The 16,008-nt window shown below is 59.5% G+C and carries 16 protein-coding genes; 6 read left to right on the top strand and 10 right to left on the bottom strand.

Going from position 1 to position 16,008, the window contains the following annotated elements:
* Positions 1–107: 107 nt before the first annotated feature.
* The gene (gene rlmKL / locus AACY08_RS02815) at positions 108–2,372 is read right to left on the bottom strand and encodes a bifunctional 23S rRNA (guanine(2069)-N(7))-methyltransferase RlmK/23S rRNA (guanine(2445)-N(2))-methyltransferase RlmL (protein ID WP_339418792.1); all 2,265 of its coding nucleotides are present in this window, start codon (positions 2,370–2,372) and stop codon (positions 108–110) included.
* Between the two features lie 543 nt (positions 2,373–2,915).
* Between rlmKL and rmf the strand changes: the two genes are divergently transcribed.
* Positions 2,916–3,131 carry a ribosome modulation factor gene (gene rmf, locus AACY08_RS02810; RefSeq protein ID WP_002553055.1) on the top strand — a complete coding sequence of 72 codons (216 nt, stop codon included), beginning with the start codon at positions 2,916–2,918 and terminating at the stop codon, positions 3,129–3,131.
* Positions 3,132–3,275: 144 nt separating this feature from the next.
* Here rmf and AACY08_RS02805 read toward each other — a convergent pair whose 3' ends face one another.
* From AACY08_RS02805 to sctC, 5 genes are all read right to left on the bottom strand, one after another.
* A complete protein-coding gene (locus AACY08_RS02805; RefSeq protein ID WP_339467894.1) occupies positions 3,276–4,295 on the bottom strand; it encodes a quinone-dependent dihydroorotate dehydrogenase in 1,020 nt (339 codons plus the stop codon).
* An 86-nt stretch (positions 4,296–4,381) separates the two neighbouring features.
* Positions 4,382–4,843 (bottom strand): transglycosylase SLT domain-containing protein, encoded by a 462-nt coding sequence (locus tag AACY08_RS02800; protein ID WP_339467892.1) that lies wholly within the window; start codon positions 4,841–4,843, stop codon positions 4,382–4,384.
* A complete protein-coding gene (locus AACY08_RS02795) occupies positions 4,836–5,240 on the bottom strand; it encodes a winged helix-turn-helix domain-containing protein (protein WP_339418889.1) in 405 nt (134 codons plus the stop codon). The genes AACY08_RS02800 and AACY08_RS02795 overlap by 8 nt, the downstream gene beginning before the upstream one ends.
* A gap of 155 nt (positions 5,241–5,395) precedes the next feature.
* Positions 5,396–5,620, bottom strand: a complete 225-nt coding sequence (locus AACY08_RS02790) for a FliM/FliN family flagellar motor switch protein (RefSeq protein WP_065873881.1) — start codon at positions 5,618–5,620, stop codon at positions 5,396–5,398.
* 14 nt (positions 5,621–5,634) lie between these two features.
* The gene (sctC, locus tag AACY08_RS02785; RefSeq protein ID WP_339468287.1) at positions 5,635–7,074 is read right to left on the bottom strand and encodes a type III secretion system outer membrane ring subunit SctC; all 1,440 of its coding nucleotides are present in this window, start codon (positions 7,072–7,074) and stop codon (positions 5,635–5,637) included.
* A gap of 274 nt (positions 7,075–7,348) precedes the next feature.
* On the opposite strand from sctC, the gene AACY08_RS02780 reads away from it, so the two are divergent.
* From AACY08_RS02780 to cobA, 5 genes are all read left to right on the top strand, one after another.
* Positions 7,349–8,575 carry a CmpA/NrtA family ABC transporter substrate-binding protein gene (locus tag AACY08_RS02780; protein WP_339467889.1) on the top strand — a complete coding sequence of 409 codons (1,227 nt, stop codon included), beginning with the start codon at positions 7,349–7,351 and terminating at the stop codon, positions 8,573–8,575.
* A gap of 13 nt (positions 8,576–8,588) precedes the next feature.
* Positions 8,589–9,164: an ANTAR domain-containing response regulator gene (locus AACY08_RS02775; protein WP_049712004.1), complete on the top strand. Its 576-nt coding sequence runs from the start codon at positions 8,589–8,591 to the stop codon at positions 9,162–9,164.
* Positions 9,165–9,374: 210 nt separating this feature from the next.
* Positions 9,375–10,586, top strand: a complete 1,212-nt coding sequence (locus AACY08_RS02770) for a nitrate/nitrite transporter (RefSeq protein ID WP_339467886.1) — start codon at positions 9,375–9,377, stop codon at positions 10,584–10,586.
* Positions 10,586–12,256: a bifunctional protein-serine/threonine kinase/phosphatase gene (locus AACY08_RS02765; RefSeq protein ID WP_339467884.1), complete on the top strand. Its 1,671-nt coding sequence runs from the start codon at positions 10,586–10,588 to the stop codon at positions 12,254–12,256. Before AACY08_RS02770 ends, AACY08_RS02765 begins: the two co-directional genes overlap by 1 nt.
* 26 nt (positions 12,257–12,282) lie before the next feature.
* Entirely contained in the window at positions 12,283–13,026 is a 744-nt protein-coding gene (gene cobA / locus AACY08_RS02760; protein ID WP_339467882.1) for a uroporphyrinogen-III C-methyltransferase, read from the top strand.
* 60 nt (positions 13,027–13,086) lie between these two features.
* On the opposite strand, the gene AACY08_RS02755 is transcribed toward cobA, so the two are convergent.
* The 4 genes from AACY08_RS02755 to AACY08_RS02740 form a co-directional block, all read right to left on the bottom strand.
* Entirely contained in the window at positions 13,087–14,067 is a 981-nt protein-coding gene (locus AACY08_RS02755; RefSeq protein ID WP_339467880.1) for an OmpA family protein, read from the bottom strand.
* 107 nt (positions 14,068–14,174) lie between these two features.
* Positions 14,175–14,765, bottom strand: coding sequence for an RNA polymerase sigma factor SigX (gene sigX / locus AACY08_RS02750; protein ID WP_003175518.1), 591 nt, complete (start codon positions 14,763–14,765; stop codon positions 14,175–14,177).
* Between the two features lie 87 nt (positions 14,766–14,852).
* Entirely contained in the window at positions 14,853–15,677 is an 825-nt protein-coding gene (locus AACY08_RS02745; protein WP_131699687.1) for a mechanosensitive ion channel family protein, read from the bottom strand.
* 2 nt (positions 15,678–15,679) lie between these two features.
* Entirely contained in the window at positions 15,680–15,925 is a 246-nt protein-coding gene (locus AACY08_RS02740; RefSeq protein WP_025854229.1) for a hypothetical protein, read from the bottom strand.
* Positions 15,926–16,008 lie beyond the last annotated feature (83 nt).

Raw genomic sequence — 16,008 nt, 5'->3', positions numbered from 1 at the left:
TCACTTTGGCTGGACCTTAAGTTATAGCCATCGACCTTGAGTTTGACCAGCGTAAAAAAGCCGCAAGCCCGGAATAATCCAGGCTTGCGGCTTTTTAGTGGCGGCGATCAGCGAGCAGTGATTTTCCACGCCCGGTGAATCTTCGCATTACGTGCGAAATCCGGGTCGATGGTCTTGTCGCTGATCTCCTCGACCGCGTAGCGTTCGCTGAGGTTGTCCTCCAACGCAAATTTGCGGAAGTTGTTCGAGAAGTACAGCACGCCGCCCGGTGCCAGGCGTGCCATGGCCAGGTCGAGCAACTGCACGTGGTCACGCTGTACGTCGAAGATACCTTCCATGCGCTTGGAGTTGGAGAAGGTCGGCGGGTCGATGAAGATCATGTCGAACTCATCGCGGCTGGCTTCCAGCCACGCCATCACATCACCCTGCTCCAGGCGGTTCTTGTCGGAGAAACCGTTGAGCGAGAAGTTGCGACGCGCCCAGTCCAGGTAGGTCTTGGACAGGTCGACACTGGTGGTGCTGCGCGCGCCGCCCTTGGCCGCGTGCACACTGGCTGTAGCGGTGTAGCAATACAAATTGAGGAAGCGCTTGCCGGCGGCTTCTTTCTGGATGCGCATGCGCATCGGACGGTGGTCGAGAAACAGGCCGGTGTCCAGGTAATCGGTGAGGTTGACCAGCAACTTCACGCCGCCTTCGCTGACTTCGGTGAACTTGCCTTGGGCGCTCTGACGCTCGTACTGCTTGGTGCCGCTCTGACGCTCGCGGCGCTTGACCACCACGCGGCTCTTGTCGATGTTCAGGGCCTGGGGAATCGCGGCCAGGGCATCGAACATGCGTGCGGAGGCTTTTTCCGGGTCGATGGACTTCGGCGCGACATATTCCTGCACGTGGACCCAATCGTGATACAGGTCGATGGCCATGGAGTATTCCGGCATGTCGGCGTCGTACACCCGGTAGCAGTCAACGCCTTCGCGCTTGGCCCACTTGCCCAGCAGCTTGAGGTTCTTCTGCAGGCGGTTGGCGAACATCTGGCCGCCTTCGCTCAGGCGCGGCTGCTCAACCACTGGCGCCGGAGCGGGTTTGATCGGGTTGCCGTTCTTGTTGTACTGACGCTCTTGCGGCTCAGCCGGGGCTTGATCGTAAGCGGCTTGCTCACGTTCGGCCTGACGCTGTTCTGGGGTGCGACGCTCACCGGTGACGAACTGGTCCGGGTTGACCTTGATCAGCAACAATTTGCACGGCAGGGCGCCGTTCCAGAACGAGTACTGCTTGTGGCTACGGATACCCATGCGCTTGCCCAGGTCCGGTGCGCCAGTGAATACAGCCGCTTCCCAGCCCATGCACGCTTGGCGCAGACGCTCGCCAAGGTTCTGGTAGAGGTACAACAAGCTGGCTTCGTCACCCAAACGCTCGCCGTACGGCGGGTTGCAGATGACCAGGCCTTTCTGGTTCTGGTCCGGGCGCGGCTCAAAAGTGCCGACTTCGCCCTGGTAAACCTTGATCCAGTGGCTGAGGCCGGCACGCTCGATGTTGTTGCGCGCGGGCTGGATCAGGCGCGGATCGGCTTCGTAGCCACGAATCCACAGCGGCGGCTTGTTCATGCCGATGGCCGCACGTTCGGTGGCCTCGGTGTGCAGTTTTTTCCACAGCGCCGGGACGTGACCCAGCCAGGTGGTGAAACCCCACAGCTCGCGGTTCAGGTTGGGCGCCATATCGGCAGCGATCATCGCGCCCTCCACCAGGAAGGTACCCACGCCGCACATTGGGTCGCTCAGCGCGCCGCCTTCAGCAGCAATGCGCGGCCAGCCGGCACGGATCAGGATCGCGGCCGCCAGATTTTCTTTCAGTGGTGCCGCGCCCTGCTGCAGACGGTAGCCACGCTGGTGCAGGCTGTGGCCGGAAAGGTCGAGGGACAGGATCGCTTCGCCGCGGTCCAGGCGCAGGTGGATGCGCAGGTCCGGGTTGATCTTGTCGATGGACGGGCGTTCGCCGGTCGGGGTGCGCAGCTTGTCGACAATCGCATCCTTGACCTTCAGCGCGCCGAAGTGGGTGTTATCGATGCCCGAGCCGTGGCCACTGAATTCCACCGCCAGAGAGCCATCGGAGACCATGTGCTCGGCCCACTCGATATCCAGCACGCCGTGGTAGAGGTCTTCGGCGTCCTTCATCGGGAAGCGCTTAAGCACCAGCAGTACGCGGTTGGCCAAGCGTGACCAGAGACACAGACGGTAGGCGGTTTCCATGTCGGCCATGCCGCGCACGGCCGAGGTGTGCTCACGGGCTTCCTCAAGGCCAAGCCCGACGGCTTCCTCGATCAGCAGGCCTTCGAGGCCTTTGGGGCAGGTGAGGAAGAGTTCAAAACGGTCCGACATGGGGCATTCCAGGCTTTTCAGCAATAAATGAACGGGCGACGCATCGCCAGCTCGGTTTTCAATCAAGCACTTTTCTTGAAGAGTGCCCGCGTGGCACGAATGTGCCGTCCCACCTCGTCTGCCGGGCCCTTGGGCCCTGATTGACGAGGCAGAGAGAACTGTTTAACAACAAAACGGGTAACAAAAAGAAATATTCCGCCCTTTCGTCGAATAATAACCGACCGCAACGGACGGGCATTCTCACTAAAGGATTAAACCCATCCTCTTTGCAGGGCACATCATAGCTGGGTTTGCCGGATAAATGGGGCGAAAAGCCAGCCCAGCTTATGGCTATAGCATCGTTATCGTTACGTGCTTATGACAAAACGATCATTGAATCCATGTGACCTATTGGTTAGAACTCACCACAGGTTGGCGCCGTAACGACGCCGACAAATAGGCTCGCCACGCCGGCAGCGAGCCGACCGACGGCAGAAAAACTCTGCTTGGCCCCAGACGAGGCCAAAGGATATCAAGACAGTCAACAAGTGAGGGAAACACCCTATGAGAAGACTTAAGCGTGATCCGTTGGAAAGAGCATTTTTACGCGGATATCAATATGGCGTTCATGGCAAATCCCGTGAGCTTTGCCCATTTACTCTACCGTCGGTACGCCAAGCCTGGATCAACGGCTGGCGAGAAGGACGCGGCGACAACTGGGACGGTATGACTGGCACTGCGGGAATTCACAGACTCAACGAACTTCACGCCGTCGGCTAATCAAGGGCAATTAATTCCGACATCATCACCTTTGAATGTGTAACGATTTAACCACGCACGTCCTATCCGGGCGGCGGGCTTCGGCCCAGGGGGCTCCTTGATGGAGCCCTTTTTAATGGCTGGTGAATAAACCTTGTGGGCGCATCAGCGCAGTGCGGCGATTGCATCCACCGACTGGCGGATCAGCGCCGGGCCTTTATAGATGAAGCCGGAGTAGAGCTGCACCAGGCTGGCACCCGCGGCGATCTTCTCGGCTGCGTGCTTGCCTTCGGTGATGCCACCTGCCGCGATAATCGGCAAACGCCCCGCCAACTCGGCAGCCAACACCTTGACGATATGCGTGCTCTGCTCGCGCACCGGGGCACCCGACAGGCCACCGGCTTCATCGCCATGGGCCAGGCCTTCGACGCCTACGCGGCTGAGGGTGGTGTTGGTCGCGATCACCGCGTCCATCCCTGAGTCCACCAGGGCCTGGGCGACCAGCACGGTTTCTTCGTCGCTCATGTCTGGGGCAATCTTGATCGCTAACGGCACGCGCTTGCCATGGCGCCCAGCCAGGTCTTCCTGGCGCTGGCGCAAGGCTTCGAGCAGTTGCTTGAGGGAGTCGCCGAACTGCAGGCTACGCAGGCCCGGGGTGTTGGGCGAGCTGACGTTGACCGTGACGTAGCTGGCGTGGGCGTAGACCTTGTCCAGGCAGATCAGGTAGTCATCCACGGCACGTTCAACCGGGGTATCGAAGTTCTTGCCGATATTGATGCCTAGGATGCCCTTGTACTTCGCCGCTTGAACCCGCGACAACAGATGATCAACCCCCAGGTTGTTGAAGCCCATGCGGTTGATGATCGCCTCGGCTTCCGGCAGACGGAAGATACGCGGCTTGGGGTTACCCGGTTGTGGCCTTGGGGTCACCGTGCCGATTTCGACAAAACCGAAACCCAACTGAGCAAAACCATCAATGGCCGCACCGTTTTTATCCAGGCCAGCCGCCAGCCCGACCGGATTGGGGAAATCGAGCCCCATCACCGATACCGGCATTTTTGCCGGCGCCTTGCATACCAGGCCATTGAGCCCCAGGCGGCCACCGGCACCGATCAGGTCCAGGGACAGATCGTGGGAGGTTTCCGGGGAGAGTTTGAACAACAGCTGGCGGGCCAGGGTATACATGGGCGGGCTAGACTCGGATGGCGGCGAAAGGTGACGGCGATTATAGCTGGGGAGACAGGGAGCGCGCGAGGCGTGAACCTCAATCGTCAGTAGCGATGCGCGACCAACTGCTCGTAATACGCCCAGATTTTCTGCGCATACCGCATGCGCAACGCCTCACGCTCGGGCCCGGAGCCCGTCCCAACGTTGTAGGAACCTACCGCTGTCCAGTTGTAACCAAAGCGCTGGATGAACTCGGCGAGAATCGAAGCGCCCACCTCAACCGACAGACAGGGCTCGTTGATCAGACGCTCCTCGGTAATACCCTGCTTGAGCAGGCGAGGCAGATGGATGCTGTTGATCTGCATCAGGCCGATGTCACGAGTGCCATTACGGTTGGCAAGATTCATCGCTTGCGCCCGATTACCTGACTCCACGACGGCGATCGCTTGCAGCAACTCTGGTTCGATATCGTAGTGCCTGGCGGCCTCCTGCCAGCAATAGGCCACCGCTTGATGGCTGGTCATCACCATGCTCAACACCAAGCCTGTGCTCCAGAACCTAGCCACGGTTTATCGAACCATGGCTGACCTGGCCGCAGGCCGAGCACACATGTCTCATGCAGCCCGGCGCATGGCCCTCTGCAGTGACCGGGCATGTGAAGCGGTACCCTTGACCGTAGATCGTCTTGATAAACCCCTTGTCGACGCCAAGGTACTTGCGCAGTGAGTAAATGCAGCGCGTCAACGACTCCTCGGCCACCTCCCCCTGCGGCCAGGCCAGCTCCAGCAAGCGATCCTTGGTCATCAACGCGCCACCGGATGCCAGTAGCAGTCGCAACACCTGCCATTCCTTGGGCGGTAACTGAACATCCGAACCCTCGCCGGTCAGGCGACCGTCGTCATGCAGGGTCCAGCGCGAAAAAACCAGGGAAGTCGTCGTCCCTGCATCATCCATGACGGCCATCATTACCTCGGCATCCGGCTACTGACATTGAAGTCCTCACTTGCATCACTGACTCATGTACCTAGGTCACGACTGTAAAAACCTGCCTCCCGACTCACGTTAGGAAAAAGCCCAATCATCCAGCGGTTTTCGATACTGCTCTGTAAGACCTTTCGCTATCCGCCGCCTCCAGGCAGCCACGCCTGATACACCTCATGCAACTCAACCCCTAGCCGGTCCTCCAACTGCACCAGTTCACCCAAGGCGAGTAATTGCCCATTCACCCGAACTTCTACGCAGTGAGTTATCTGCTGCGTCAGTGGCAATATCTTTCCCGGCGCGAAGGCTGCCAGGCGCCTGCGGCTGATCAGCTGTTCCTGTAGAAGAATTTCCAGATGCATGGTTACCACCTTGGTTACGGTGAGACATCGCGCCCCGGCCGCACAAAAGCACGTTGAACACGCTCATATTGCACGGCTGTCAAGGGTGGTGGCCCTACGCCCTCGTCCGGCCCCTTCAACACGCCGCCCACCGCTCTGGCCTGGATCACAAACAGGCGCACTAGAGCCGGGCGACCAGCTCCGCGTCCTTCTGACTCCCTTTGAAACGCGCCCAGCCATAGGCGTCTGCCTTGGGGCAAACGCACCACACTGTTGACGCCCACTCGTCCCACCGCCGCGTTTTTTTCACGCCGTCCCGGCTCGGTCATCTGGCGACCCTCTTCGACCTCAAGGCGCATCTCGATCTGGTTGGCCTCGGCAAAACGCGGCAAGACACTGACTTGGGTGCCGTAGCGAACTGGTTTCCAGTCGGTTTTGTCGTTTTCGACAGGTGGCAGATAGAACGTGTGGTTGTCCTGAAAAACCGCCGGCACGTTCTCCTGGGTGAGAATCGCCGGCAGTGTTGTCACCTTCGCGCGCCGACGACGCTCCAACGCGCTGATCTGCGCCAGCAGGTGGCTATCATCCAACGGCGCTAAAACGCGCGATGTCGAAGCCTTGCTTTGCGTATCCCAGCCCAAGCCCAGCTTCTTCAGTTCGTCGCGCTCCACATCCACCCACCACAGCGAGACCTCGATCGCGCGCTTGGGTATGTCGAGTTCCGCTACCAGTTTCTGGATGAAACTCACCTGCGCTGGCTTACCCTTGATAAGCAGGCTGTTGCTATCCGGGTAGGCGATCACGCCAAGGCTCTTGTCGGACAGCAACCCCTTGTGCTCGCTGGCCAGCAGGGTTTTGATCATCGAAGCCATCCCCGGAACGGTGACCGGGCTGTCGCTTGTGCCGTACTGATGGTCCGCCACATCGGTGTTGAGTACCTGGACAATGCCAAAGGCCTGCGCCCCCACCCGTAACTCAGCTTTTTGCCGGTCCATCAACTGGGCCAGGCGCAGCACCTGATCGACATAATTCGGTGGGCCGGAAACATAGAACGTTCGCCCTGCACTTTCACGCAATGGATAGCGCGACTCATCGAGGCCCGACCGGCGCATGAGGCTACGCAGCCTGTCGACGGAAATATGCCGCAAGGTCACCGCAGAGCTTTTAGCCTCGCCCGCGTCATAGACATACAGCGCTTGCCCGTCGCTGTACCAGATCAATCCTTGTTGCAGCGCAAGTGTCTCCAGGGCCTGTTGCGGTGCATCGAAATCCAGCGCTGTACTGAGACGTTTGCGTGCCACCTCACGGCTGACAACAATGGGCAAGCCCAATGGCTCCGACAGTGCAGTGAACACGGTATACAGGCTTTGATCCTGTGCCTGGTAAAGCCCGGCCCAGGCAACAGCACTTTCGGACACCAGCACGGCGAGCAGCGCAGCAAAAAACAGCCGACGGCAAAGCCAGGGGCGGGGCATCGTTGCAAGGAAGTCGGCGTACACCGTGGGGTTTCCTGGGCGGTCTGACATTAAGAATGCGGCCATACTGAAAGGCCGCCAGGTTTCAATCTTGATGGAAAGTTGACGGCTGCCTGGGCCCCACTCCCCGTGGCATGTGCATTGCTATGCACTCTGCATCAGAGCACGCGCCAACGACGGAGCGAGCTTACGGACAAAGGCGTCGTTACCCGCACTGGCTTACATCGCCATCTGAGGGAACGACGCTTTTTTTTGAGAGAAAAGGTAGGTATTGATGAACGATTCGGTTGGCAACAGCCCGATGAACGACCCGCTGGCTTGGGTCAACGGCAGTGATGCCCCGGAAAAGAGCAGCCTCGACCTGGGCTTCATGGCCTTGAGCGACTGCGCATCAATGATAGTGGCGGCCACCCAGGGCTTCGCTCAACCCTATGGCCTGACCCTGAACCTCAAGCGCCAATCGTCCTGGGCCAACCTGCGCGACAAACTGGTCAGCGGCGAACTGGACGCCGCCCACAGCCTGTACGGGCTGATTTATGCCGTGCACCTGGGCATTGGCGGCGTAGCGCCCACCGACATGGCGGTACTGATGGGGCTTAACCAGAACGGGCAAAGCATCAACCTGTCCCACGGATTGCAGCAACAAGGGGTGATCACTCCTGAGGCACTGGAGCGCCATGCGCACCAAAGCCGAACAAAACTGACCTTTGCCCAGACGTTTCCCACAGGCACCCACGCTATGTGGTTGTATTACTGGCTGGCGAGCCAAGGCATTCATCCCTTGCAGGATGTGGACAGCGTGGTGGTCCCGCCACCGCAAATGGTTGCGCACCTGCAAGCCGGACGCATCGATGGTTTTTGCGTCGGCGAACCCTGGTGCGCCAGCGCGGTCAAGCAAAACCAAGGGTTTACCCTGGCAACAACCCAGGCAATCTGGCCGGATCATCCAGAAAAGGTGCTCGGCTGTACCCAGGCGTTTGTCGACCAGTACCCCAACACCGCGCGCGTACTGGTAATGGCGATCCTGGAGGCCAGTCGATTTATCGAAGAAAGCACCGAAAACCGCCGTTCCACCGCGCAATTGCTCAGTGGCCGCGAGTACCTCGACGCGCCGCTCGACTGCATCGAACCACGCCTGCTCGGCGCCTATGACGATGGCCTGGGCAACCAGTGGCAGGATCCCCACGCCTTGCGCTTTTTTGCTGATGGCGAGGTGAACCTGCCCTACCTCTCTGACGGCATGTGGTTCATGACCCAGTTTCGGCGCTGGGGCCTTCTGCGTGAAGACCCGGACTATCTCGGCGTTGCGCGCCAAGTGCAGCAGCTGCCGCTGTTTCGCCAGGCGGCTGACGCGCTGGGTATCAAGGTGAAAGACCAGGACATGCGCAGCAGCCAACTGATCGACGGCAAAATCTGGGACGGTTCCGACCCCGCCGGCTATGCCCGCAGCTTCCGCCTGCATGCCCTGGCCAACACCACCCACTGCCAAGCCTTGCGCTGACAGGAGGATCTCCATGCTGCGAATCCTGTTGATCAACGACACCCCGCGCAAAGTCGGCCGCCTGAGGACGGCGCTGATCGAGGCCGGCTTTGAAGTCATTGACGAGTCCGGCCTGACCATCGACCTGCCCGCACGCGTCGAAACAGTGCGCCCGGACGTGATCCTGATCGATACCGAGTCACCGGGCCGTGATGTGATGGAGCAAGTGGTATTGGTCAGCCGCGACCAACCCCGGCCGATAGTGATGTTCACCGACGAACACGACCCGAGCGTGATGCGCCAGGCAATCAAATCCGGTGTCAGCGCTTATATCGTCGAAGGCATCCAGGCCGAGCGCCTGCAGCCGATCCTCGATGTGGCCATGGCGCGCTTCGAGAGCGACCAGGCCCTGCGCGCTCAGCTTCACGCTCGGGACCAGCAACTGGCGGAACGCAAGCGCATCGAGCTGGCCAAGGGCATGCTGATGAAAATGAAGGACTGCAATGAGGAAGAGGCCTACACCCTCATGCGCCGGCAGGCCATGAGCCGCCAGCAGAAACTGATCCAGGTGGCGGAGCAGATTATCGCCATGAGTGAGTTGCTCGGCTGATTTGGCGCAGCTCTTGCTAAGTAAACATCACAGGTAGCCAACGGCGGTTGCCCCTCCACGACAAAGACGTCGCTCACCCGGTTTGCCCTCGCGAACCCGGTGGCGGCGTTTTTTTGTTTTAGCCCCCGCTAAAGGGGAAGGTGGGGCGGCCTTAACCGGCTGTTCCATCACCAGGCCTTCTTACAAGACTCCCAACCGTTGAGGTGCGTGATGAAATCAAGCTTCTGGAAATCCGGGCACACCCCGACCCTGTTTGCCGCGTTCCTGTATTTCGACCTGAGCTTCATGGTCTGGTACCTGCTGGGCCCACTGGCGATACAAATTGCCGCCGACTTGCACTTGACCACTCAACAACGCGGCCTGATGGTCGCAACGCCCATCCTCGCCGGTGCGATTTTGCGCTTTCTGATGGGGATGCTGGCTGACAAGCTGTCGCCGAAGACCGCGGGGCTGATTGGCCAGGTGATTGTGATCTGCGCCCTGTTCGGCGCCTGGAAGCTGGGAATCCACAGCTATGAGCAAGCCTTGCTGCTGGGCGTGTTTCTGGGCATGGCCGGCGCATCGTTTGCCGTCGCGCTGCCACTGGCCTCCCAATGGTACCCGGCAGAACACCAGGGCAAGGCCATGGGCATCGCTGGCGCGGGCAACTCCGGCACTGTATTCGCCGCATTGCTGGCGCCTGTGTTGGCGGCCGCTTTTGGCTGGAACAACGTCTTCGGCTTTGCCGTGATTCCACTGGTGATGACCCTGATCGTCTTTGCCTGGCTGGCGCGCAACGCCCCTGAACGGCCGAAAGCCAAGTCCATGGCTGACTACTTCAAGGCCCTGGGCGACCGTGACAGCTGGTGGTTCATGTTTTTCTACAGCGTGACCTTCGGCGGGTTTATCGGCCTGGCCAGCGCCCTGCCCGGCTACTTCAACGACCAATACGGCCTGAGCCCAGTGACCGCCGGTTACTACACCGCCGCCTGCGTGTTCGGCGGCAGCCTGATGCGCCCCCTGGGTGGCGCCTTGGCGGACCGTTTCGGCGGGATTCGTACCCTATTGGGCATGTACAGCGTGGCGGCGATTTGTATCGCGGCGGTGGGTTTCAACCTACCGAGCTCCTACGCGGCACTGGCACTTTTCGTCTGCACTATGCTCGGCCTAGGTGCCGGGAATGGCGCGGTGTTCCAACTGGTACCACAGCGTTTCCGTCGCGAGATCGGCGTGATGACCGGCCTGATCGGCATGGCCGGCGGTATCGGCGGTTTTGCTTTGGCGGCGGGCATGGGCGCGATCAAACAAAGTACCGGCAGCTATCAACTGGCCCTGTGGCTGTTCGCCAGCCTGGCCGTGTTGGCCTGGTTCGGCCTGCATGGCGTGAAGCGTCGCTGGAGGAACACCTGGGGCTCGGCTGCCGTAACGGCTGCGCGGGTCTGATGAGCCTGCAACTGAGCGTCGCCCACGCCAGCGCCATCGGCCCACGGGCGGAAAACCAGGACGCACTGCGGGTGGTGACTCCCATGGCCGAACTGGCGGCGAGCAAAGGTTACCTGTGCGCCATCGCCGACGGCGTAAGCCAGTGCGCCGACGGTGGCTTGGCCGCGCGCTCGACCCTGCAGGCGCTGGCGTTGGATTACTACGCCACGCCGCAAACCTGGGGCGTGGCCCAGGCCCTGGAACGTTTGCTGCTGGCACAGAATCGCTGGCTGCAGGCGAATGGCGGTGGTCAGCCCTTGCTGACCACTCTCAGCGCCCTGGTGTTTCGCGGCCAGCGCTTTACCCTGGCGCACGTCGGCGATTGCCGGGCCTATCGTTGGCTGGATGGCGAATTGCAGCGCATCAGCGAGGATCACGTGTGGGAACAACCGGGCATGCAACATGTGCTCAAGCGCGCGCTCGGCCTGGATCAACACCTGGTGTTGGACTTTCTCGACGGCCAATTGCGCGAAGGCGAGTGTTTCCTGCTGCTCAGTGATGGCGTGTGGGCAACCCTCGGTGATCAGAGCATCCGCGCGATTTTGCGCGAGCAAACGGACCTGGATCTGGCAGTCAATACGCTGGTGAGCGCCGCACACCTGGCCGGTAGCCAGGACAATGCCAGCGCCCTGCTGGTGCGCATCGACAGCCTCGGCGCAGCCACGCTCGGCGATGCCTTGGTACAGTTGCAGCAATGGCCCCTGCCACCACCGCTGAAAGACGGGCAACACTTCGAAGGCTGGCAGGTGGAAACCGTACTGGCGCAAAGCCGCCAGTCGTTGTTATACCGGGTAAGGGACGCCCAGCAGCAACCCTGGCTGCTGAAAACACTGCCGTTGAGCCATGACGATGATCGCGACGCCGGCCAGGCGTTGCTGTCGGAGGAATGGTTTTTAAGGCGGGTTGCAGGGCGGGCGTTTCCTGAAGTCCACGTCGCCAGCGAGCGCCAGCATCTGTACTACGTGATGCGTGAATATTCCGGAGAAACCCTGGCTGAACGGTTCCAGCGCCAAGGTCCATTGCCCCTGGCGCAATGGCAATCGATGGCCGAACGCTTGCTGCGTGCGGTGGGCATGCTGCATCGGCGGCAGATCTTGCACCGTGATATCAAGCCGGAAAACCTCCTGCTGGGGGACGACGGCGAACTGCGGGTGCTGGATTTCGGCCTGGCGTACTGCCCAGGCCTGTCGGAAGACCATGCCCATGTGCTGCCGGGCACGCCAAGCTTCATCGCACCGGAGGCATTCAATGGCGACCGTCCTACAGCCCAACAGGATTTATACAGCGTCGGCGTCACCCTGTATTACTTGCTGACTGGGCATTACCCCTACGGTGAAATCGAAGCTTTCCAACGGCCAAGGTTCACCCACCCTGTCAGCGCCAGCCGCTATCGCCCCGATCTGCCGGATTGGTTGCCCCTCAGCCTGGAACGGGCCGTGGCTGCGAATCCGTCACACCGCTATGAAACCGCCGAAGAGTGGTTGCGGGTGCTGGACCAGGCTGACCGGCAGGAACTGAGCATCCGCCCCAGGCCGTTGCTGGAGCGTGAACCCTTGAAGGTCTGGCGCGCGCTGGGGTTGATCTCAATGCTGATCAACCTGGTGCTGTTGTACTCACTCTTTCACAGCTGACGTCATCCCTGGACGAGGAAAAACCTATGAACGCAAAAGTCTGGCTGGTAGGCGCAGGTCCCGGTGACCCGGAGCTGTTGACCCTCAAGGCCGTTCGGGCCATGCGCGAAGCCGATGTGGTACTGGTCGATGATCTGGTAAACCCGGCGGTGCTGGAACACTGTGCCGAAGCGCGGGTGATTATCGTGGGGAAACGCGGTGGCTGCCGCTCGACTCCGCAGGCTTTTATCCACCGCCTGATGCTGCGTTATGCGCGCCAGGGCAAATGCGTAGTGCGGCTCAAGGGTGGCGACCCGTGCATTTTCGGGCGCGGCGGTGAAGAAGCGGTGTGGTTGCGTGAGCGAGGCATCGAGGTGGAATTGGTCAACGGGATTACCGCGGGCCTGGCCGGCGCCACGAATTGCGCGGTTCCGTTGACGTTGCGCGGGGTAAGCCGTGGCGTGACCCTGGTCACGGCACATACTCAGGACGACAGCAGCCTGAATTGGCGTGCCCTGGCAGAGGGCGGGACAACCTTGGTGGTGTATATGGGCGTGGCGAAACTGGAGGAGATTCGCCAGCAATTACTGGATGGCGGGATGATGCCGGATATGCCGGTGGCGATGATCGAAAATGCATCGTTGCCGCAACAAAGGGAGTGCCGCAGCGATCTGTCCCATATGCATGAGGACGCCCGTGCGTTTGCCCTGAAGAGCCCGGCAATCCTGGTGATCGGCCGCGTTGCCGCCACCGAACAGGCTGTTTGCCTGGCAGATGCAGCCAGCGCCTGAGGCAAATCACAGGCGAAAAAAAGCCCGGCCTAAGCCGGGCTTTTTTCTACAACTCAGTAATTACTGAGCGGTAGCTTCAACCGACGCTTCTACGCGACGGTTAACAGCGCGACCAGCTTCAGTTGCGTTGTCAGCAACTGGGCGGGATTCGCCGTAACCTACTGCGGTTACACGGCTTGGAGCAACGCCGTCTTTAACCAGGACTTGCTTAACAGCGTCAGCACGACGCTGGGACAGCTTCTGGTTGTAAGCGTCTGGACCTACGGAGTCAGTGTGACCAGCAACTTCTACGTTGGTAGCTGGGTACTGAGCCATGAAGTCGGCCAGGTTTTTAACGTCGCTGTAGCTGTTAGGCTTAACAACGGCCTTGTCGAAGTCGAACTTAACGTCCAGCTCAACACGAACAACCTGAGCAACTGGAGCTTCTGGCTCTGGAGTTGGCTCTGGAGCTGGTGCTGGGGTAGGAGCTGGAGCTGCTGCGCCAGCGTTACCGCCGAAGTTCACGCCCAGGCCGACCAGTGCGGAGTAGTCCCACTTGCCGTTGTCCAGACCGTAGTCAGCTTCAACACCGGCACGAGCGTACAGGTTGTTGGTGAAGTAGTACTTCACGCCAGTACCAACGGTAGCGAAAGTGGTCTGGTCGCGACCGCTGTGGCCGTCAGCCAGAACGTTGGTACGGCTCTGGTGGCCGAAACCGCCTTCTACGTACGGACGCAGGCTGTCTACGCCAGCTTGACCGAAGTGATACTGGGCAACCAGGCTGCCGGTGTCGCCTTTGATCTTCTGGCTACCAGTACCGTCGTTCGAACGGGTGTGGTTGGTCTTGTCGTACGACAGGTTCAAGGACAGGTCGTCGGTCAGGAAGTAACCGATGCGAGCGCCAGGATTGAAGCCGTCTTCGATGTGCTTGACGCTATCGTTGTACTGCTTCTTGTAGAACAGCTCGCCTTCAACTGCGCCTTGGCCTTGTGCCAGAACGCCGAAAGAAGTAGCGGCAATAAGAGAACCAATGGCCAAGCCCAAGGTGTTTTTCAGTTTCATCCGTTAAATCCCCATCTGGTGATTGTAAAGCAGTCCCACAAACCGGGGGACAACTCGGCGACAAGTCTAACAGAACTTGCCTACACGTAAGAGATATTTGCTACGCACTAAGTTTCAGTCTCGCCCGCAAATTTCTCACGTAATTTATCAAGAGCACGTTTGTAACGCATTTTTGTAGCACTCAAACCCATGTGCATGATGTCAGCGATTTCCTGAAATTCCAGCTCTGCGACAAATCGTAGCACCAGAATTTCGCGGTCAATCGGGTTCACATACACCAACCAGCGATCAAGTCCGCCCTTCTCCTCGGGTGCCGGCGCCTTCTCTTCAGACGCCTCCTCAAGGGGGTCAAGACTCAAGGCGTCCATCAAGCGACGCTTTCGCCGTTCCTTGCGATACTGCGTGATGCACTCGTTGTAGGTGATGCTATACAGCCACGTTTTGAACTTCGATTTGCCCTCGAAGTTCTTTAAGCCGTACAGCACCTTGAGCATCACTTCCTGACAGACATCATCCGCATCTCTATCGTTCCCTAAATACCTTGAACAAACGTTGAACAGAGTGCGTTGATATCTGCGCATCAATTCTTCATACGCACGAGTTACGTGAAACAGCTCCGTGTGCGCGCGCGCGACCAGCTCCTCATCAGAGAGCTCACGGGGGTCATAGCGCGTGGACAGCGTTTGGGCTTTATTCAAAACAAGTCGTGCCGACAGTCAGGTCAATGTCCGCCACTGCCCGGTCAGCCGGGTTCGCGGCGGCGTACATTAGCAGGGTTTTCCGGATTAGCGGCTACTGACCTGCTGCTCGAGGAGAATCCGATTGGACAACGACACCAGGTCGCCGTCATCGGTGAGTACTGTCGTCTTGACTGTGCCGATCTCTTCGATTTGCCCTTCGACCTCGCCCACACGCACCTGTTGCCCTACCTGATACAGCTCACGCACATAGATTCCCGCAAGAATCTGACTGGCAATTTCCCGGCTTCCCAAGCCCATGGCCAGCGCAACGGCCAGACCAACGGTAATCAAAACAATCACAATCACGTGGTTGAGCAGGTCAGTCTTGACCTCCAACTGGCTGATCGCGACCGAAATACTGATGATGATTACCAGTCCCTGAGCGATTCGCCCAAGACCGGCGGCATAGTCCAACCCCACACCTTCAGCGGCGCCACGCACCAGCCCATTGGCCAATTGCGCCAGCAAAACGCCTACCAGCAATACCAGCGCGCCGCCGAAAACTTTCGGCAAATACAGCGCCAGCATGTCGAGCGTAGCTGATACTCGCTCAAGCCCAAGGGATTGAGCCGCAGAAACCAGGAAAATCAACAAAACAAACCAATAAACGATTTTGCCGATCAATGTGGAGATCGGCACCTGCAGCCCCGCGCGGCCCAGCAGCTTAGTCAGGCCAGTGCCTGCCATCAAGCGGTCGAGGCCCAGTTTTGCAAGCAATTTGGACAGCAGAGTGTCGAGCAACTTGGCCACGACAAAGCCCAGCAGTACCAGTACCAGTGCACCAAACAGGTTGGGAATGAAGTTCGCCACCTTGGTCCACAATGCGGTCATCGCGGTGACCAGGCTCTGGGTCCAGAGATCAAGTTCCATATTCAATCAGCCTTATCAGCAGTGCGAGCAAGAGGTTTACGACGGGAAACCGGCGATACGTGGGCCGAACCGTTGTTCAGGGCCATCATCAATGCCGGAACCCAGCGACCGAGCAGACCGAACAGGTCACCCGCACCCACCTGACGGTTGGCGGTTTTCAACACGCGGCCCAGGCAAGCATCGTCGTCGCGGTTGGACGGCGAGGCATTGAGCATGTCACGCAAAGACTGTTCGAACGGATCGTGCATAAAGACCTCTCGCAAGTGTTTTAAAAGACGAGGGTAAAATTCTCGGGGTCACATACGACCTTTCCTACGTTCAGCTCATATTC

Source organism: Pseudomonas sp. EL_65y_Pfl1_R83, from assembly GCF_963970695.1.
GTDB classification, from domain to species: Bacteria; Pseudomonadota; Gammaproteobacteria; order Pseudomonadales; family Pseudomonadaceae; genus Aquipseudomonas; species Aquipseudomonas tritici.
This window is presented reverse-complemented; position numbering and strand designations above follow the sequence as displayed.